Genomic DNA, 18,817 nt, shown 5'->3' on the forward strand with positions numbered 1-18,817 from the left:
ACGAGTTCCATTATGCTTAATTTCAACAAAGCACTTGACCTGCCGCCACAACTCCAGTGGAAGTATGCAAATGAGTTAGAACTGATGGAGTGGACAATTCGCGCAAGAAATTACAACACGTTCGCAGCCAATTCAATTTTTTACTTCATGGCCGCACTTATATTGGGAGGATCGTTCATCATGTATTCGGTATACGAAGGAATGAGCCAGCCATGGCGAACACTGTCGTGCATATTCTTCTTTATCTTTATTTTATTCACGATTTCGTGCATGACTCACCAACGAATGAATTTCGCCTATCGTTTTACCCGCTCAGGAATAGAGTGCTGCGAATGGAAAGACTTCCCAAAGTGGGCATTAACATTCCTGAAATGGTTTTCCGGGATCGCTGTAATTATTTTTATTTATTTGGCGACCATTGACCCGACATTCTTGATTGGTGCTCTGATTGGACCCGGTAGCATGGGGTTGATGTATTTGTCGATGGCACACTCTAAAACCTACCAACAGATGCAGACGCAATACCATCACTTGATGTATGAATGGAAAGATTTCACACAACTAGCAATTGCAACCAATAGAGAAGTAGTGGACTTGAAATTTTGTCACTTTGATCCACGCCTTGGGCGAATAGTGAAATGGAATCTCAATATCTTCTGCAAACGCAAACAAAAAGAAGCGGTAGCAAACTTCATCAAACCCTATCTATCTCCGGACGTACCGTTCATCAAGGCAAAGGTAAATGTCCCCATGAGCACTGACTAATTGCGCTCCGAGAATAGACTGCGAACCATGCCCATTGGTTTTTACGAGCAATTTCTCAATGGCAATTGGGTTGATCCAACACAGCTTGGACAACTGCCCAACGGCCCTGGCGGCAAACCCAATCCGGCCGACTTCACTTATACCAAAACCGAACAACACCGACTTTGGCAGGTGTGGATTGGCACACCTATAGACGATCCCATCCTTGAACTCGAGATCAACTATCCGCCTGGGGTGCTTCAACGAGGGGATGGGCGCGGTTATATATTTCGGGTGGCGCTTGGATGGTCCACAAGTGAAGCAGACCGGCTTAACACTGCATTTAGTGGTGAACTAAAAGAAGAAGATGGCATTGTACTTAGCCAAAAAGCGACACAGCCACTAAAACTAATCCCTCCAGAAAAACCAATTAAATGAACGAGTTCCATTATGCTTAATTTCGACAAAGCACTTGACCTTCCGCCACAACTTCAGTGGAAGTATGCAAATGAGCCAGAACTGATGACATGGTCAATCCGCGCGCGCAACTACAACACATTTGTTGCCAATCTAATGTTTTCATTTATGGCTACCGTAATACTCGGAGCAACATTGATTATGTACTCGGTTTACGAGGGCATGAGTCAATCCTGGCGTATATCTTCGTGCATTTTCTTTTTCTCTCTCATGTTACTTGTTCTTCTGAGCGTTACTCACCAACGAATGAATTTCGTCTATCGCTTCACCCAATCAGGAGTGGAGTATTGCAAGTGGAAAGACTTCCCTAAATGGGCATTAACGTTCTTAAAATGGTTTACTGGTATCACAGCAGTCATTTTTATCTTTCTGGCGACTCTCGACTCTACATTTTTAATAGGCGCACTGATAGGCCCGGGAGGCATGGGCTTGATGTATCTATCCATGGCGAATTCCAAAAGTTTCCAAGAGATGCACACTGAATATCACCACCATACATTCAAGTGGGAAGAGCTCACTCAACTCGCCATCGCAACCAACAGAGAAGTAGTTGACTTAAAATACAGCATAACGTTAAAGGGAAACGACTATAAGACTAACTGGAGCCTCAATGTTTTTTGCGAGCGCAAGCAAAAAGAAGCCGTAGCCAACGTTATTAGACCGTATCTATCTCCGGGCGTACCGTTCATCAAGGCCAAGGTAAATGTCCCCATGAGCACTGACTAATCACTGTGGCGGGCAAAGCGGTGACCTTGCGACGAGCCATGATCGAGACCACGTTTTTGCGCTCCGAGAATAGGCTGCGAGCCATGCCCATTGGTTTTTACGAGCAATTTCTCAATGGCAATTGGGTTGATCCAACACAGCTTGGACAACTGCCCAACGGCCCCGGCGGCAAACCCAATCCGGCCGACTTCACTTATACCAAAACCGAACAACACCGACTTTGGCAAGTGTGGATTGGCACACCTATAGACGATCCCATCCTTGAACTCGAGATCAAGTATCCGCCTGGGGTGCTTCAACGAGGGGATGGGCGCGGTTATATATTTCGGGTGGCGCTTGGATGGTCCACAAGTGAAGCAGACCGGCTTAACACTGCCTTTAGTGGTGAACTAAAAGAAGAAGATGACATTGTACTTAGCCAAAAAGCGACACAACCACTAAAACTAATCCCTCCAGAAAAACCAATTAAATGAACGAGTTCCATTATGCTTAATTTCGACAAAGCACTTGACCTTCCGCCACAACTTCAGTGGAAGTATGCAAATGAGCCAGAACTGATGACATGGTCAATCCGCGCGCGCAACTACAACACATTTGTTGCCAATCTAATGTTTTCATTTATGACTACCGTAATACTCGGAGCAACATTGATCATGTACTCAGTTTACGAGGGTATGAGTCAATCCTGGCGTATATCTTCGTGCATTTTCTTTTTTTCTCTGATGTTACTTGTTCTTCTGAGCGTTACTCACCAACGAATGAATTTCGCCTATCGCTTCACCCAATCAGGAGTGGAGTATTGCGAATGGAAGGACTTTCCCAAATGGGCACTGACCTTTCTAAAATGGTTTACCGGGATGATGGCAATAATTTTCATCTACCTGACAACTATCGATCCGACATTTTTAATTGGCGCGCTAATAGGTCCTGGCGCGATGGGGTTAATGTACTTATCAATGGCAAATTCCAAGACCTATCAGCGCATGCAAACAGAATATCATCATCATTTTTTACACTGGAAAGAACTGACAAAATCAACAGTCGCGACCAATAGAGTCATGATGGAACTTGAGTATAGCGTACCGCAAGAGGGCTCCATTTACATGACCATAGGGCGCCAATATATATTTTTCACACCAAAAGACAAAGAGCGCGTCACTCAGCTTATCAAGAATAACTTACTACCAGGTACACCCTACGTGTTCGGCAAAGTAGATGTACTAAACTGATCTTATGCCTTGGCCATATGAAGATCAGACCATGCGCAAGTGCCCTGCCAGGAAACTTAACCCCGCAGACCTCACTTGTGCGAACACCGAACAACATCGACTTTGGCAGGTGTGGATTGGCACACCTATAGACGATCCAATCCTTGAACTCGAGATCAAGTATCCGCCTGGGGTGCTTCAACGAGGGGATGGCCGTGGTTATATATTTCGGGTGGCGCTTGGATGGTCCACAAGTGAAGCGGACCGGCTTAACACTGCCTTTAGTGGTGAACTAAAAGAAGAAGATGGCATTGTACTTAGCCAAAAAGCAACACAACCATTAAAACTAATCCCCCCAAAAAAACCAATTAAGTGAACGAGCCCTATTATGTTTAATTTCAGCAAGCCACTTGACCTGCCGCCACAGCTCCAATGGAAGTATGCAAATGAGCCAGAACTGATGACATGGACAATCCGTGCGCGCAACTACAATACGTTTGTAGCCAACGCAATGTTTTGGTTCTGCTTCATCGCCATAACAGTCGGCTCCATTTTTTTATATCGAGACACGAAAGAATATCTAGTCTTCAACACAATATCAACTCTACTATTTTTCATTATCGTCAATACAGCTTTAATATCAATGACCCACCAACGAATGAATTTCGCCTATCGCATTACTCGTTCAGGAATTGAATACTGTGAGTGGAAAGACTTTCCAAAATGGGCACTGACATTCCTAAAATGGTTTTCTGGAATTACAGCAATCATCTTTATATTTCTGGCGACCCTTGATCCTGCATTTTTAATTGGAGCACTAATAGGTCCTGGGGGAATGGGGTTAATGTATCTATCTATGTTAAATTCCAAAAGCTATCAAGAGATGCATACTCAATACCACCACTATGCATTCAAATGGGAGGAGATCACTCAACTCGCCATTGCAACCAATAGAGAGGTAGTCGATTTAAAATACAGTGTCACTCAAGAAGGAAATGACTTCAAAACCAACTGGAGCCTCAATGTTTTTTGCAAACGCAAACAAAAAGAAACGGTAGCAAACCTCATCAAGCCCTATCTATCCCCCGGCGTACCCTTCATCAAAGCCAAGGTAAATGTCCCCATGAGCACTGACTAATGGCTATAACAACGGACCTCAAAAGCAAACGCACGCCTCACTGCCCCCCATACGGGAATTAACCTACACGACAACCGCCGTAACCCCACGGGCAATCCCGTGCGCCGCTGGATTCATCCCGCCAATCAGATGAAGCCAAGGCCCACTTGACGATGGGCCATCACCGCCCGGTATAAAAAAACAACACGCTTATTTCAATTCAAAATAAAACAAACATTCGTCACTCCTTATAAAGCATTCCAGGATTTATCCTATTTACCTTTCCACCTGAACCTCACTATCAACCTCTTCACTATAAATCACTCATTTACCAACATTTTCCTACAGCATTCCGGCACGTAACTACTTTAAGCCCACAGGACAATTTTTATAATCTGCGCTCTTCTGATCGGCGTCTGTACGCGGACCTTTCTACAGTGAAGTCATAACGATAATGGAGCTGCATCCGATGTCGGCCTTCGTCCACAGGGAACATGAAACAGAGATCTCACTCATCGAAGGCCCGGATATTGAACGCACACTTAACAGCACCGCCGCCCTGAACATTGACATTTTGTTGCTGGGTGAAACCGGCACGGGCAAGGATACGTTGGCTCAACGGGTTCATCGTTTATCGGGACGACGGGGTAACTTTGTGGCCGTCAATTGTGCGGCCATTCCTGAAAGCCTGGCCGAAAGTCAATTGTTCGGCGTGAACAGTGGTGCCTATACCGGCGCGATGCAATCTCGCGCCGGTTTTGTCGAGGCCGCTCACCTGGGCACCTTGTACCTGGACGAGATCGACAGCATGCCCTTGAGCTTGCAGGCCAAGCTGCTGCGCGTACTGGAGTCGCGCGGCGTGGAGCGTCTGGGTTCGACGCGGTTTATTCCGGTGGACATGCGCGTCATTGCGTCAGCCCAGCACTCGCTGCACACGATGGTCGAGCACGGCACCTTCAGGCGCGACCTCTACTTTCGCCTCAATGTGGTCAACATCCAGCTGCCGGCCCTGCGAGAGCGGCGCGAGCGCATCATTCCGTTGTTCCTGGAAATGGTCCAGCAGGAAGCCAACCACTTCAACTGCACCGCCCCGCCCCCTTCCGGCGGGCTGCTGCAACAACTGTTGTGTCATTCGTGGCTGGGCAATGTGCGTGAACTACGGTCAACGGCCAAACGCTTCGTGCTCGGCCTGCCACCGCTCTCGACGCCCGGAAGCAGCCAACAGGACAGCCTGATGAGCCTCAAGGAGCGGCTGCAACAGATAGAAAAAGCCCTGATTGAAGAAGCGCTGCACCGCCATCGGTACTGTGTAGACACCGCAGCCATTGAACTGGGCGTTGCAAAGCGCACGCTGTATTACAGGATGAAACAGCTGGACATATCGCTGGCATAAAAACGTTCACGATAAAACATATAGAAACATTTGTACGCACAAACATCTGGAACGCTTTATCGGCATGTACCACAGAGTCAAAGCCAGGTTAAAGCTGGAAAAACAGAGCTGACTATCAGCACGACTTAACCCACGGCAAATGAACCAACTCTCAAATTGAAATTGGAGTCTTATCATGTCTATTCAAGGTCTGTTTTCGGGTAACAACTCATACGGCTTGAATTCCGTATCCAACAGCGGATTTGGAAGTGGAAGTTCCAGCAGCTCAAGCAGTCAGGTCAAACAAGCTGAAGCGGTCGCCGAAGAAGGTTTCCAGCAAACACTGGCCGCTCGCCGCATCACCAACAAGTATGCCGCTGCCAAAGAAATCCGATAACAACGTTCACCTCCCCGGCTCATCGGCCGGGGAGCCTGCTTCAGTCACTTCCATCGCAGGCCTTGTATGCAGATAAAAGAATACGGCGCGCGCCCCCAGGCTGACGGTCTGGATGGCGCCTACAGCACGCGAGATTTTCCAGGCCCCAATACCGATGCCACCTTTTTCAGGTCAATGCTGGAGCAGTCGGCACCGCCCCTCACGGCCACAGCGGGTGCATCGACGGTACTGAGCGACGTTTCGAGGCAGCTCAAGGCCTCGGAAAGCCGCCTTGCGCGAGCGCTGAAGTCTTCAAGCAAGGGCATCGAGATGGATCAATTCAAAGAATATCCACGGGAATTGTCCAATGCCGTGCTCACTTCGCAGTTGCTCGTCAAGAGCCTGGGCAAGGCAACCCAATGCATCGACAAACTCAGTAACCTGCAATAGTGAAGATGACTAACTTTCTGCCCGCTGCCTTGCTACTGGCCGTTACGTTGATGGTGAGCGGCTGCAGTGACCGCGTGGAACTTCATCGCCAACTCTCCGAGCAAGAAGCCAACGAAGTCATCGCCGAATTGGCGGACAAACACATACGCGCGCAGAAAATACCCGCCAAGGACGGTGTGGTCGTGGCGGTCAACGCGCAGGACATCGGGCGCGCCGTGCGCACGCTGGAGGCCGCCGGCCTGCCCCGCGTGGCCAGGACGACGCTGGGCGATACGTTTCGCAAGGAAGGGGTCATCTCCACCCCGCTGGAAGAACGCGCGCGCTATATCTATGCCTTGTCCCAGGAGCTTGAGGCCACGCTGTCCAACATTGACGGCGTCATCGTTGCCCGCGTGCATGTGGTGCTGCCGGAGCGCATCGCACCGGGCGAGCCGGTCCAGCCCGCTTCCGCGTCGGTCTTCATCAAGCATGACCCGCGCCTGGACCCCGACAATATTCGCGCACGCGTACGCCGGATGGTGGCGAGCAGCATCCCCGGCATGACCACGGCAGTGGACAACCCGCAGAAACTCACGGTGATATTCGTGCCGGCCACCACGTATCAGGAGCAACAACGCCTGGTGTATTTCGGCCCGTTCCTGGTGCCCAGTGACGAACTCGGTTTCTGGCGAAGCAGCGTGATCGTCGCCCTGCTCGGCCTGGTGTCAGCCGTGGTCGCGGGCCTGTTCCTGCACAATCGACGCCAACGTCTGGCGCACGGCTCGCCTGGCGCGGGCCAATTGCGCGGCACGGCCCATGACAACCAGGCCTGATCCCCCCATGAGCGAACACCTGGCCTGGGCGCAATGGTGGGCCTTCCCCTGGAAGTACGCCCACGACGACTGGAAAGGCGACAAGCACCCCGCGATCGACGCGTTTCATCACAATGGATGCTCGGCGCCGGCCAGCCTCACGGGCATTGCGCCGTGCCTGCCGCCCGCGCCCCATCCCACCGTGCTGCGCCTGGCCCTGGCCTCGACGGAGCAACTCAACCTGGCGCTGACGTTGGTTCACGACACCTTCAATCCAGAGGCCGCCGCGCCCCTGAGCGACAGCCATCACCTGTGGTGCATGCGTCTTTCCAAAGCGTTGCCACCGGCCATGCTGGCGCCCGATGCCGACCCGTTGCAACTGCTCCACAGCTGGGTGGACCCCACGACCTGGCAACGCCTTCGATTGCGCTTTCCCCGCGAGCGCGTGCGCCAGGTCGAGCAGCAAAATGTCTCGCTCGAAAACGGCAGCAGCCGACTGAATACCTTATGGCAAGCCGTCGTGTGGCGCGTGACCACATTGGCAAGCGACCCCTTGCCACCGGACTCGAACGAGTAAGGACACCCGCGATGTTATGCCGACACACGATCGAATTGCCCAAGAACCTGTCTGAGGTGCGCGCGGGCTTGATCCCCCGCGAAGAACTCGCCGACTGGCAGCAAGCCAACCAACTCTTGAGCCGCGCCCAGGCCCAGGCCCAAGAGCGGCTCAGGCAGGCAGAGCAACAATGCCAAGCGCTGCGTGAACAGGCCTCGCTGGAAATCTGGCAGCGCGCGGATGCCCAGCTCCAACGCTGGGAACGCGAGCGCCAGGCAATGCATGACAGCCTGGAACACTACGCGACCGCCATCACCCACCAGGCGATCCGCTCACTGCTGGACGAAACCGTCACCCCCCAACGACTGGCCGCCCTGCTCAAGCAATTGCTGGCGAGCCAGGTTCAGGAGATCGACGCGACGCTGCTCTGCCATCCCCAAGACCTGGAGGAGATCAGACGCTGCCTGGCCAATCACAAGGCCACGCTCTGGAGGCTCCACGCCGACGAAACGATCCCGCTCCAGACCCTGGTATTGACCACCGACGAGGGCGATTTCCGCATCAGTTGGCGCTCGATGCTCGACACGTTTTTCAATCAAGGCAAGGACTACTGGATAGACATCTGAGCGAACGCCGCGCGCTTGGAATCACCCATCGTTTCATCCCTGTACATCCACAGAACATGAGAGGAACACCCCATGGACTTTTACAAGGATCTGTCGCGTCAACTGCTGAACAACAGCACCACCGCCCACAAACGCTTTACCTCCAGTTCGGGAGAGGCCATGGAAAACAGTGAAGACGCTGACTACTTCTTCAACCTGGCCGTCAAGAGTTCAACCACGCAGATGGCGTATCTGGAACACAACCGCGTCAACCATCTGTTGCTCAAAAGTGCCTTCGAGAGTTTTCAATAACGTGCGCGGGTTGATCAGCGACTGGCTGAACAGCCGCCAAGCGCAACTGAGCGTGTTCGAAGGCGACGACGAAATCATCCTCAAGCATCAGGGCGACACCCTGTTGCTGGGGGCTCAACTGACGTCGACGCGCTCGGATAATCCGGTGCTGCAACGCTGGATGCGCCTGGGGGCCGCCAGCCTCAATCACTTCCACGGCGCGCTGGCTCAGAAAGCCGACAGTGGCGCGCTATGGCTGATTCAAAGCGTGCGTGGCGGGCAGGGCGTAACCGATGTACTCGCTTGCCTCGAAGCCCTGCTCAACCAACGCGACACCTGGCGCGCCACCTTCGCGCGGCTCGCTCCCGCGACCGAACACCTCAAACCCACCTCGCTACGTTCACTGTCGTACTAACCAGAGCACTGCCCATGTATAACAAGACCCACAAGCGCAGCCGCTTGCGCCTCGATTCGCCTGGCCCTTCATCCCAACGCCCGCATTGGCGCAACCTGCTGCTGTTTTCCTGCCTGCTGATGCCCATGGGCAACACCCTGGCTGCCATCCCGGCCGAATGGAAAAACACCGCCTACGCCTATGAGGCCGAACACAAGCCCCTGCGCGAAGTGCTCGAAGATTTTGCCCAGACCTTTGGCACGCAGTTGCAGGTCGAGGGCCTGCTGGAAGGCAACGTCAATGGCAAGATACGCGCCAATACCCCGCAGTCGTTGCTCGACAGGCTGGGGGTGGAACATCGCTTCCAGTGGTACCTGTACAACAACACCCTCTATATCAGCACCCTGGACCAGCAAGAATCGGCGCGCCTGGAGGTGTCTTCCGAAACCATTGCCGACCTCAAGCAAGCGCTGACCGATATCGGCCTGCTCGACAGCCGTTTCGGCTGGGGTGAGCTGCCCGAAGACGGCGTGGTCCTGGTCTCCGGCCCGCGACGTTACATCGAGCAGATCAAGCAATTCAGCAGCCAGCGCCGCTCGCCGGATGAAAAACAAAGTGTGCTGAGCTTCCCGTTGAAGTTCGCCAACGCCGCCGACCGCCAGGTCGATTATCGCGGCGAGAAGCTCGCGGTGCCGGGGGTCGCCAGTATTCTGCGCGGCTTGCTGGAACCCCGTGCCGCCTCGGCCCTGTCGGGGCTCAGCCAGCGTCCTGCCTCACCACCGACGCCGCTCACGCCGAACGTGCCACGCTTGAACAACCCGTTGCTGGGGCAGATGCTCGGCTCGACCGCCAACGCCGGGCCACTGGACGCGGGAACCACACTGCCCCCACGCGCACCGGCGCCCACCAGCCGCATTCGCGTCGAAGCCGACGTGCGCAATAACGCGGTGCTGATCTATGACCTGCCGGAACGCCAGGCCATGTACCGCGAGCTGATCGCTCAACTCGATGTGGCGCGCAAGCTGGTGGAAATCGACGCGATCATTCTCGATATCGAGCGCACGCAATTACGCGAGTTCGGCGTGAACTGGGGGTTTCAGAACAGCCGCTTCCGTGGCGGCGCCAATGTCGCGCCGGGCACGTCGTCGCAACTGTCGATCGAACACCGCGAACGGTTCTACGCCGACATACGCGCACTGGAAGCCAAGGGGCTGGCGACCATGGTCTCCAACCCGTCGGTACTCACCCTGGAAAACCAACCGGCGGTGATCGACTTCAACCGCACCCAGTTCCTGACCCCCGGCCGCGAGAACGCGACCATCCTGCCGGTCACCGTGGGCACCAGTTTCCAGGTCGTGCCCCGGGTCATCACCAGCCGTGGCAGCCACCAGATCCACTTGGTGGTGGACATCGAAGACGGCAACTTCGACGAAACCGACCCCACCCCCGGCAACCTGGATGTGCGTCGAGGCAAGGTCAGCACCCAGGCAGTGATGGCGGAAAAACGCTCGCTGGTGGTGGGCGGCTTCCACGTCACCGAAAGCACCGACAAGCACAACAAGGTGCCCCTGCTGGGGGATATTCCGTTGCTGGGCAAAGCATTGTTTTCCTCCACCGAACGCCAGAACAACCGGCGCGAACGCCTGTTCATCCTCACCCCGCGCGTCATCGGCGACCAGGCCGATCCCTCGCGCTACTTGCCCCAGGCCGACCAGGCCGAACTGCAGGCGGCCCTCACGCCGCTGGCGCGTCGCTACAACCCTCACCAGCCGGTGATCAAACGCAGCGACATCACCAGCACCCTGGCGCACCTGGTCAGCGGCGAAGTGCCCAAGGCCTTCAAGGCCGCGCCGATGCCGCTGGGGCTGGAGACCTTGTGCCGCACCCGCGACCTGCTCGCGCTGAACACCGAACGCAGCCAATGGTATGCGGGCCCGGAGTACAACGTGGCGGTGGTGGTCTTGCGCAACCAGTTCAAGCGCAACGTACGTATCGACGAAAAAGAATGCAGCAACTCGCAGACCCTGGCCGTCAGCGTGTGGCCGCGCGCCTGGCTCAAGCCGGGTGAAGAAGCCGAAGTGTTCATCGCCATGCGTCCGGTGGTGAAGGATGAACACCTCAGCGTGCCCCGCCCCTCCTTGATCACTCCCGTTCAGAAGGCCACACCATGAAACAGCGCGTATTGTGCGTCACCCTGATCGGCGCGGCGTTGCTTGTCGCCGGCTGCACCCCCACCTGCAAGGGCGATTCCTGCTCACGCCCGCAATCGAACGCAAACACGCTGGTGATCTGGTGGCCACCGCAGATGCGCGTCGAGCCGGGCCCCTCCGGGGAACGGGCGGACTACCAGACGGTATCGCTGGAACGATGAGCCTGCCGGAAATGCCCGACGATCGACGCCAGGTGTTTCTGGACAGTCTGGTGAGCGGCGCCGCCGCTCACCTGGCCCTCGCGCCCGGAATCAAGGTGTGCGCACAGCAGGCCGGCCGGCAGTCGGGGCTGGCCTTGCACATCGCCCGCGAAGCACTGCAAACCGGGCAATTGCAGCGGGTGCTGGAGCGGCGCTTCGAGCAGGCGGTGGCGTTCGACGGTTGCTTTGCCTACCTCGACGCCCAGGGCGCGCTGGTGATCTGGCACGCACTGCCGGCCGCCCACGGGGCACTCGACCGAATCCTCAGCCGCCTGCTGTCCCTGGCCGACCTCAGCGCCCTGGATGCCCGCGCCAGCCGTTGATCAGCGCTGTTCGAGTTCCGGCAGTTCGAGGGTTTCGCGCTTGGCCTCATCGTCGAGCTCGCGCAAGGTGCGGTAGATCAGTGCCACGGCCTGCAAGGTTTCACGCGGGATGCTAGCGCCCAGGTTTCTCGTATACAGCGTGCGGGCCAGCCACACGCACTGGATCACCGGTACCGCCGCCGCCTTCGCCCGCCAGATCAATTGGCGGGCCTCGGCGTCCGTGCCTTTGCTCACCAGCAGCGGCAACGGCGTCTGGCCAGGGCGGTAATACAAAGCCACAGCGAAGTGCGTGGGGTTGACCACCAGCATGTCGGCCTCTTCCAACTTCGGCAGCTTGACCTTCGGTTCTTCCTGGGCCAACTGCTGGGCCAACGCGCGACGCTGGCCCTTCACATGGGGATCGCCCTCCATGTCCTTGTACTCTTTGACGACCTCGACCTGGGTCATGCGCATGCGCTTGGCGAAGAAGTGTTTCTGCAAGGTGAAGTCGATCAGCGCCAGCACCAGCAACAGCCCAAGGCAGGCATGCAGCAGGTACCGGAACAGCTCGATCAGCGCCAGCACGTAGCTCTGCAAGTCGCTGGTCGCCAGGTTGATCAACGCGCTCAGATTGGGGCGGATCACCACGTACAGGATCAGCCCGATCAGTAAGGCTTTGGCGAGGCTCATCAGCAGGTTCATCAGTTGCTGAACAGAAAACATCTGCTTGAGCTGGCTGATGGGGTTGAGGCGGTTGAAATCGAGCTTCAGGGTCTCCGGGGCGAACAGCAGGCCGAACTGCATCCAACTGCTGATCAGCTTCATCGCCACCGCCACCCCGACCATCAGCAGGGAGAACGAAAAAAACACCACCAGGCCGTCGATCAGCACCTCTTCCAGCGCCCGGGCAAAGGGTTGGTCCAGGCGCGACATCGGCAACACCAGCATTTGCTGGAAGCGCTGCAAGCTGCTCTGCGCGGTGAACAGGGCGATCTCGCTGATCGCCGTCAGCACCAGCAGCTTGCCCACATCCTGGCTCTGGGCGACCTGGCCTTTCTTGCGCTGGTCACGCAGCTTCTTGGCCGACGCCGGGTGCTTTTTTTCCCCCGAATCACTCATGGCAGCGCCGCCTTGAACAGCAGCCCGAGGGAATGCCTAAGGTCGCCCAATTGGCCCATGCGCCCAACAATCAGGTCCTGCAACAACGCGAAGTACAGCAACAGGATGCCAATACCCGCCAGGCTCTTGACCGGCGGCGCCAGCGTGCTCACTTGCAGTTGCTGACTGTAGACCCCCAGCAGCGCGATGCCGAATTCCAGCAACAGCAGCACCGCGATAAAGGGCGCGGCGTAGAGCATCATGTGCATGAAGGTATCGCCCAGCAGGCCGATAAAGACGCTGAAGCCATTGGCGGCCGGCAGCGGAAACCAGACGGTGGGCGGCCAGATCAGGTAACTGTCCCAGATCACCTGGGTCAACGCGCCCAAGCCGAGGCTGACCATCAGCAGAAAAATCGCCAACTGCTTGAACAAATGCCCGATCGGCGTCGCATCCGGCCCCAGCGAAGGGTTGAGCTGGCCACCGGCCAAGGCGCCGCGTTGGTTGTCCAGCAACGCACCCACCGACTCGAACATCCAGAACGGCATCGACAACAGCACGCCCAGCAGCAACCCCAGCGCCAACTCCTTGAGTGCCAGGGCGCCGAGCATCAGCGCCGAGTAGTCGTGGCCCGCCAACGCCGCGTGGATACCCGGCGCCGGCAGCAGCGCCATGACCATCACAATGGTGTGGCGAGGCATGCCGCGTATGTGTTGGAAACAGAACGCCGCCACCAGCATGGCGCAGGGGTAGATACGCGCCATGCCGAGCATCAGGCTGGGCAGGTAGTCGAGATAGAGCAGCACAGGCCAGGCCTCAGTTCAGGGCCGAGCGGCCGATCATGTCGAATGTCAGGTTGATCAGTTGGATCAACTCCACGCCAATCCAGCGCCCCGTCAGGATCAACGTGATCCCCACCGCCACCAGCTTGATGCCAAAGGGCAGCGTCTGGTCCTGGACCTGCATCAGCGCCTGCACCAGCGACGTCAGCACCCCCACCACCACCGCCACGATCAACGGCGGCGCCGACAGCACCACCACCAGCAACATGCCCTGCTTGAACAGCACGATCGGTTCCATACGCCCCTCAGAGATAGGAAAGGAACAGGCTGTCGAGCAGCCGTGACCAGCCGGACACCAGCACGAACAACAGCAACTTGAGCGGCAGGGAAATGGTCATCGGCGAGACCATCTGCATGCCCAGCGCCAGCAGCAGGTTGGAGACGATCAGGTCGATGACGATAAAGGGGATGTAGATCAGAAACCCGATCTCGAACCCCGCCTGCAATTGCGAGAGTACGAACGCCGGGATCAACAGGATCAGGTCTTCGCGCTGCACCGCTTGGGCCATGTGCGCCGGCCACAGGCGCGCGGTGTTTTCCAGCAGGTGGGTGAGCACATCCGGGTCGACGTTGCGCAACATGAAGGCGCGCAACGGTTGGATGGCCTCATTGCCCGTGTGCAGAAACGTCTCCACATTGCTCATGTCCAGGGGCGAGGCCTTGACGCTCTCGGCGATCTCGTACCCCACCGGCGCCATGATGAACAGCGTCGCCGCCAGGGCGATGCCATTGATGGCCATGCTCGGCGGCACCTGCTGCACACCGAGGGCGTTGCGGGTAATCATCAGCACAATGACGATCTTCAAAAACGAAGTGCAGACGATCAGCAGCATAGGCATCAGCGACAGCGCGCCGAGGAATACCGCAAGAATGAGGGGGTCGATGCCCTGCAGCGTCATCGGCCGATCATCACGCGGGACAATTGCAAGCCCAGGCGCCCGTCGACTTCCACCAACTGCCCCTGCCCGATCGGCCGGTCGCCGTAATACAGGCCGGCCATGCCCGGCGCGTAACCGGCAACCCCCAACACCGCGCCGGGCGCCAGGTTGCGCAGTTCGCCCAAGGTCAGGTTCAACGTGCCGCAACGCACGCTCAGGGTCATGCTCAACTCATCGAATGGCTCGTGGCCGAATACATCCATCACCGGTTCATCCTCCTCATAGCCCGAGTAGGAAGGGGTTGCAAAATCTTCGTCCACAGACGCGTCCTCGATAGAAGTAAGGGTCATGCGCAACGGCCCGGTGTCATCGTCGATGCACCCGTGCAGTCGCTGTTTGCCAACCTGGAGATAGCCGTGGCCCTGGGCATTGAAAAAGCCTTGCTCAAGCACCAGCACATCGCCGACCCGCAGGCTGCGCGCCTGTGCCATCGGCAAGTGCAAACGCCCCAGGGTCACGGCGATGGCCAACTGAAACGGCGCCGGCATCGGCGCGGCGGTGGCGCGCCATGGGCCGGCCTCGCACAACGCCAGGAAGCTCTCGGCGCTCAGCCACACATAGCCGCTCGCGCGGGACGCGCCCAGGGTCACGCTGACCCGGCAGCCAAAGCCTTTGGGGCGCTCGGTCTGGAGTAATCGCACATAGCCCAGCAGCGTTCTCACCTCGGCGCTCAGGTGATACTGGAACAAGCCCCAGAACCACGACTCAGGGTCGTTACCGGCCTGGGCCAATGTCACCGGGCATTCGCCCAGCAGACTGAGCAACGGCCCCGCCTCAGCGAACGCCAGCACGCCGCACGCAGTGTCGAAGCACAACGCCTCGACGCCAGTGGGCGCGCGTCCCGGTTCGAGGCGCAGTTCCCCGCCCTGCCCGGCCACCTGAAACGCCAGGCACAGCCCACGCCCCAGGCGACGGCGTGCGGCCACCGTGTCCCCCTTGATCAACGGCAATGTCAGCAGCGGCATGATCATGCGCAGCCGACGTTGGGCAGCAGCAGGCTGACGGGCTGCCCCAGCGCGCCGGCCAATCGGTCCTCGCACTGTTGCCGCACGCCGCTGAGCCAGCGCGCCGTCGCGTCGTGCTCGGCGTCCAGTTCGATCGCCCACGCGCCCCGCTCACGGCGCACGCTGGCGTTGATCCGGCCCAGGCGCGGCAAGTACAACACCGCCTGCAACGGCCACTGCGCAGCGGCCTGGATGCGCGGCGCCAGTTGCTCGGCAAGCGCCTCGAGCATGGCCACGCCGCTGGGCGCCCTGGCACCGGATAAGGAACCGCGCGCGCCCGTGTCCTCGTCGTTATCGGTAAACAGCCGGGCGAACAATCGCCCTTGCTCCCACATCACCACGCCAGCCGTGGAGGGCTCGCGCTCCTCCCGTGACTCACGCAGGCGCGGCGGCTCAGTGGGGGTATTCGAAACCTGGGTCATGTCGGCTCCTGAGCCAGTAGAAGGGATAACTCGTGAAGCTTTTCCACTTGCCGCAGGCACTCGGTGACCTGCCGCTGGGCACTGCCGATGCAACGTTCCTTTTCTTCGCGCTGGCCCTGCAAGGCTTGCAGCCGGCCCTTGTCGCGCTGGGTGCTGGCCGACAAGGAGCGCTCCTGCGCGCCCCAGGACTTCAGGGCCTGCAGGCTCAGCACCTGGCCCTGGTGGCGGCTGAGCAATTGCGCACTTTGTTGGGCCTCTTCCTGCTGCGTCTGCTCGAGCGCCTCCTGGGCCTGCTGGATATGCGCGAGCAGGGTCTGCTGGGCGCGCTGGGCTTCGCGCAGGGCCCGTTCGGCGCGGTCGGCCCGATGCCGGCGCAGGCGTCGCAGCGTCTCTACTTCACTGAGCCGCCCATCAGAAAGGGACATGGGTCGTCAGCTCCTTGAGTTGCTCCAGGGTCGTCGCCAGCGGTGTCGGTTCCCGCAGGTCCTGGCGCAGAAAACCATCGACCGCCTGGCGACTGTCCACCGCCAGGTCGGTGAGGGCATCGCTGCCGGGTTGGTATTCGCCCAGCTTGAGCATCAGTTCGATCTGCTGGTACGCCGACAACAAACGCCGCAGCGCCGTGCCGGCCTGGATGTCTTGCGGCGCGGCAACGTTGCTCAGAATCCGCGACAGGCTGGCCAGCACATCCACCGCCGGATAGTGCCCACGCTCGGCCAATTTGCGCGACAGCACGATATGGCCGTCGAGCAGCGAGCGCACCTCATCGGCCACCGGATCGTTCATCGAGTCTTGTTCGATCAGCACCGTATAGATCGCCGTGATCACCCCTTCGCGGGTCAACCCGGCGCGCTCTACCAGACGCGGCAGCAGGCTGTACACCGACGGCGGCAGGCCACCGCGCCCCAGGGGTTCGCCGGCGGCCAGGCCGATTTCGCGCTGGGCCCTGGCGAAACGCGTCAGCGAGTCGATCAGCAGCAACACCCGCTGGCCCTTGCGCCGGAAACCTTCGGCCAGTGCCGTGGCCGTGAACGCGGCGCGCGCGCGTTCCATGCTGGAGCGGTCGGACGTGGCGCACACCAGCACCGCCTTGGCGCGCAGTTGTTCATCCAGTTCATGATCGAGAAACTCGCGCAGTTCCCGTCCCCGTTCGCCGATCAGGCCGAACACAATGACGTCGCACTCCACGTTACGGGCGATCTCGGCCAACAAGGTGGTCTTGCCGCAGCCGGCACCGGCGAACAGCCCTACGCGCTGGCCTTCGCCGAGGGTCAGCAGGCCGTCGATCGAACGCACGCCCGTGGCCAGCGCACGGTTGATCCGTGGTCGCTCGGTGGGCAACGGCGCCTCGCACAACACCGCGCTGGTATCCGGCAAGTCCGCCTCGACAAACGCACTGGGCCCCTGCCCCGTAATCGGTCGCCCGAAGCCATCGAGCACCTGGCCCAACAGCGCCTCGCTGACCTGCACCCGATGCGACACGCCCAGGCGCTCCACCCCGGCGCCGACGCGCACGCCCTCCAGGTTGCCCAAGGCACTGAGCACCGCATCCTGCTGGTCGAAACCGATGATCTCGGCAAGCATGAAGTCGCCCGGATTGCGTTCCACCTGGCACAGGTCACCGATACGCGCCTGGGGCAGCCGGCACTGCAGCAGCATGCCGTTGACGCGCTGGATGCGACCGCGCATGGTCACCGGCGCAAAGCGGTTGAGCGACTGGGTCTGTTGCTGCTGCCAGGCGTCGAGACGCGCGTGCAAGGGCTCGCTCACCAGCGCACCTCATAGCGCTGCACGCCATCGAATACCACTTTGTTGTTGTCGATCTGCACCAGTCGCAGCCCTTCGATTTCGTCGCCCACGAACAGTCGGCTGCCCTCATCCAGGACCACGTGACCATTCGGCCCGCCGACGATCTGCACGATCCGAAAGGGCAGCGCCCCGTCGCGTACACGCACACGGCTGATCACCGGCACCACGCTGTCGAACTGCTCGCCGAACCGGCCGAGCATGCGCGCCACCAGTTCCACATCTTCCTGGGACACGTCCCCGCTGAGCACGACCTGGCCATTGATCACCTGCAAGCTCACCCTGGGGCCCAACTCACGCTCGCCGAGCATCTTGAGCAACTGCTGGCGCACCTCGAACGGCGAAGCCAGTTCCTGCTTGCGCACCACCGCTGGCATCAAGGACGCCTGCGCTTCACGCTCCCCGGTCGGGGCCATGCCCACCACCGCGACGATCACCGCCACCACCAACGCCAGACTGATCAGACGCTTTTGTTGCGCGTGGGAGATCGACGATAACTTCAGCCCCCGCGACGCTTCGGTCGCCACCGGCAGCGCTGGCGCGGCGGGCACCGTGACCTGGGGCCAGGGCTGATCGGCCAGGGTCACACACAGGCGCACGCCGCCGACTGAAAACGGCACGCTCAACGCCAGGTTCGCGATCTGCGCCAGCACCTGCCCCTCGGCGCCGCGCAGCAGCCCCGCCTCGGCCTGCACCGACCAGTCGGCGCCGCGCAAGCGCAGGCGCGCATGGTATTCGGCGATCCCCGGATCGTTCAGCACCAGGTCAGCGTCGGCGTGAGCACCAATGCTCCACTGCTCCCCGAACAACGGCAACGCCGCGCCCTGGCGCACACCATCCAGCACCCGTAGCTCAAACATCACCCGGCCCTCCGCGTCGGCCATGGCC

General features: G+C 58.6%; 27 protein-coding genes. 18 read left to right on the forward strand and 9 right to left on the reverse strand.

Annotated elements, in window-relative coordinates; translation table 11 throughout:
- Nucleotides 1-12 precede the first annotated feature (12 nt).
- The 18 genes from BLR63_RS18825 (at nt 13) to BLR63_RS18895 (ending at nt 11,840) form a co-directional block, all read left to right on the forward strand.
- On the forward strand, nt 13-765 hold the full coding sequence (locus BLR63_RS18825) for a hypothetical protein (protein WP_010566816.1): 753 nt from the start codon (nt 13-15) through the stop codon (nt 763-765).
- A gap of 27 nt (nt 766-792) precedes the next feature.
- Complete coding sequence (locus BLR63_RS31275) at nt 793-1,182, forward strand: hypothetical protein (RefSeq protein ID WP_130926124.1); 390 nt, start codon at nt 793-795, stop codon at nt 1,180-1,182.
- A gap of 12 nt (nt 1,183-1,194) precedes the next feature.
- Complete coding sequence (locus BLR63_RS18830) at nt 1,195-1,947, forward strand: hypothetical protein (RefSeq protein WP_010566815.1); 753 nt, start codon at nt 1,195-1,197, stop codon at nt 1,945-1,947.
- A gap of 38 nt (nt 1,948-1,985) precedes the next feature.
- Nucleotides 1,986-2,420 carry a hypothetical protein gene (locus tag BLR63_RS31280; protein ID WP_130926125.1) on the forward strand — a complete coding sequence of 145 codons (435 nt, stop codon included), beginning with the start codon at nt 1,986-1,988 and terminating at the stop codon, nt 2,418-2,420.
- A gap of 12 nt (nt 2,421-2,432) precedes the next feature.
- Nucleotides 2,433-3,176 (forward strand): hypothetical protein, encoded by a 744-nt coding sequence (locus BLR63_RS18835; RefSeq protein ID WP_010566814.1) that lies wholly within the window; start codon nt 2,433-2,435, stop codon nt 3,174-3,176.
- Nucleotides 3,177-3,207: 31 nt separating this feature from the next.
- Complete coding sequence (locus BLR63_RS31285) at nt 3,208-3,531, forward strand: hypothetical protein (protein ID WP_130926126.1); 324 nt, start codon at nt 3,208-3,210, stop codon at nt 3,529-3,531.
- 12 nt (nt 3,532-3,543) lie between these two features.
- On the forward strand, nt 3,544-4,293 hold the full coding sequence (locus tag BLR63_RS18840) for a hypothetical protein (RefSeq protein ID WP_010566813.1): 750 nt from the start codon (nt 3,544-3,546) through the stop codon (nt 4,291-4,293).
- Between the two features lie 448 nt (nt 4,294-4,741).
- A complete protein-coding gene (locus BLR63_RS18845) occupies nt 4,742-5,665 on the forward strand; it encodes a sigma-54-dependent Fis family transcriptional regulator (protein WP_010566812.1) in 924 nt (307 codons plus the stop codon).
- 175 nt (nt 5,666-5,840) lie between these two features.
- Nucleotides 5,841-6,041, forward strand: coding sequence for a hypothetical protein (locus BLR63_RS18850; protein ID WP_010566811.1), 201 nt, complete (start codon nt 5,841-5,843; stop codon nt 6,039-6,041).
- 66 nt (nt 6,042-6,107) lie between these two features.
- Complete coding sequence (locus BLR63_RS18855; protein ID WP_010566810.1) at nt 6,108-6,470, forward strand: EscI/YscI/HrpB family type III secretion system inner rod protein; 363 nt, start codon at nt 6,108-6,110, stop codon at nt 6,468-6,470.
- A 5-nt stretch (nt 6,471-6,475) separates the two neighbouring features.
- Entirely contained in the window at nt 6,476-7,282 is an 807-nt protein-coding gene (gene sctJ, locus BLR63_RS18860) for a type III secretion system inner membrane ring lipoprotein SctJ (protein ID WP_010566809.1), read from the forward strand.
- A 7-nt stretch (nt 7,283-7,289) separates the two neighbouring features.
- The gene (locus BLR63_RS18865; protein ID WP_010566808.1) at nt 7,290-7,838 is read left to right on the forward strand and encodes a hypothetical protein; all 549 of its coding nucleotides are present in this window, start codon (nt 7,290-7,292) and stop codon (nt 7,836-7,838) included.
- An 11-nt stretch (nt 7,839-7,849) separates the two neighbouring features.
- Nucleotides 7,850-8,443, forward strand: coding sequence for a type III secretion system stator protein SctL (gene sctL / locus BLR63_RS18870; protein ID WP_010566807.1), 594 nt, complete (start codon nt 7,850-7,852; stop codon nt 8,441-8,443).
- 72 nt (nt 8,444-8,515) lie between these two features.
- On the forward strand, nt 8,516-8,734 hold the full coding sequence (locus tag BLR63_RS18875; protein ID WP_010566806.1) for a hypothetical protein: 219 nt from the start codon (nt 8,516-8,518) through the stop codon (nt 8,732-8,734).
- 1 nt (nt 8,735) lies between these two features.
- Nucleotides 8,736-9,128: a hypothetical protein gene (locus BLR63_RS18880; protein ID WP_010566805.1), complete on the forward strand. Its 393-nt coding sequence runs from the start codon at nt 8,736-8,738 to the stop codon at nt 9,126-9,128.
- Nucleotides 9,129-9,142: 14 nt separating this feature from the next.
- A complete protein-coding gene (sctC, locus tag BLR63_RS18885; RefSeq protein ID WP_010566804.1) occupies nt 9,143-11,278 on the forward strand; it encodes a type III secretion system outer membrane ring subunit SctC in 2,136 nt (711 codons plus the stop codon).
- Complete coding sequence (hrpT, locus tag BLR63_RS18890) at nt 11,275-11,478, forward strand: HrpT family type III secretion system protein (RefSeq protein ID WP_010566803.1); 204 nt, start codon at nt 11,275-11,277, stop codon at nt 11,476-11,478. Before sctC ends, hrpT begins: the two co-directional genes overlap by 4 nt.
- Before the next feature lie 11 nt (nt 11,479-11,489).
- Nucleotides 11,490-11,840: a hypothetical protein gene (locus BLR63_RS18895; protein ID WP_042947363.1), complete on the forward strand. Its 351-nt coding sequence runs from the start codon at nt 11,490-11,492 to the stop codon at nt 11,838-11,840.
- Here the strand turns inward: BLR63_RS18895 and sctU are convergent, their stop codons facing one another.
- Genes sctU through BLR63_RS18940 form a run of 9 tightly spaced genes read right to left on the reverse strand, consistent with a single transcriptional unit; the run spans nt 11,841 to nt 18,789 of the window.
- A complete protein-coding gene (gene sctU, locus BLR63_RS18900) occupies nt 11,841-12,938 on the reverse strand; it encodes a type III secretion system export apparatus subunit SctU (RefSeq protein WP_010566801.1) in 1,098 nt (365 codons plus the stop codon).
- Entirely contained in the window at nt 12,935-13,723 is a 789-nt protein-coding gene (sctT, locus tag BLR63_RS18905) for a type III secretion system export apparatus subunit SctT (protein ID WP_010566800.1), read from the reverse strand. The genes sctU and sctT overlap by 4 nt, the downstream gene beginning before the upstream one ends.
- A gap of 10 nt (nt 13,724-13,733) precedes the next feature.
- Complete coding sequence (gene sctS / locus BLR63_RS18910; RefSeq protein ID WP_010566799.1) at nt 13,734-13,997, reverse strand: type III secretion system export apparatus subunit SctS; 264 nt, start codon at nt 13,995-13,997, stop codon at nt 13,734-13,736.
- Between the two features lie 7 nt (nt 13,998-14,004).
- Nucleotides 14,005-14,658 carry a type III secretion system export apparatus subunit SctR gene (gene sctR, locus BLR63_RS18915; RefSeq protein ID WP_010566798.1) on the reverse strand — a complete coding sequence of 218 codons (654 nt, stop codon included), beginning with the start codon at nt 14,656-14,658 and terminating at the stop codon, nt 14,005-14,007.
- Nucleotides 14,655-15,668, reverse strand: coding sequence for a type III secretion system cytoplasmic ring protein SctQ (sctQ, locus tag BLR63_RS18920; RefSeq protein ID WP_010566797.1), 1,014 nt, complete (start codon nt 15,666-15,668; stop codon nt 14,655-14,657). The genes sctR and sctQ overlap by 4 nt, the downstream gene beginning before the upstream one ends.
- Nucleotides 15,665-16,123 (reverse strand): type III secretion system HrpP C-terminal domain-containing protein, encoded by a 459-nt coding sequence (locus BLR63_RS18925; protein WP_010566796.1) that lies wholly within the window; start codon nt 16,121-16,123, stop codon nt 15,665-15,667. Before BLR63_RS18925 ends, sctQ begins: the two co-directional genes overlap by 4 nt.
- Nucleotides 16,120-16,548, reverse strand: coding sequence for a type III secretion system stalk subunit SctO (sctO, locus tag BLR63_RS18930; RefSeq protein ID WP_010566795.1), 429 nt, complete (start codon nt 16,546-16,548; stop codon nt 16,120-16,122). The genes BLR63_RS18925 and sctO overlap by 4 nt, the downstream gene beginning before the upstream one ends.
- Nucleotides 16,535-17,893 (reverse strand): FliI/YscN family ATPase, encoded by a 1,359-nt coding sequence (locus BLR63_RS18935; RefSeq protein WP_010566794.1) that lies wholly within the window; start codon nt 17,891-17,893, stop codon nt 16,535-16,537. Before BLR63_RS18935 ends, sctO begins: the two co-directional genes overlap by 14 nt.
- On the reverse strand, nt 17,890-18,789 hold the full coding sequence (locus BLR63_RS18940) for an FHA domain-containing protein (protein ID WP_042947360.1): 900 nt from the start codon (nt 18,787-18,789) through the stop codon (nt 17,890-17,892). Before BLR63_RS18940 ends, BLR63_RS18935 begins: the two co-directional genes overlap by 4 nt.
- Nucleotides 18,790-18,817: the final 28 nt, after the last annotated feature.

The sequence above is a fragment of the Pseudomonas extremaustralis genome (assembly GCF_900102035.1).
GTDB classification, from domain to species: Bacteria; Pseudomonadota; Gammaproteobacteria; order Pseudomonadales; family Pseudomonadaceae; genus Aquipseudomonas; species Aquipseudomonas extremaustralis.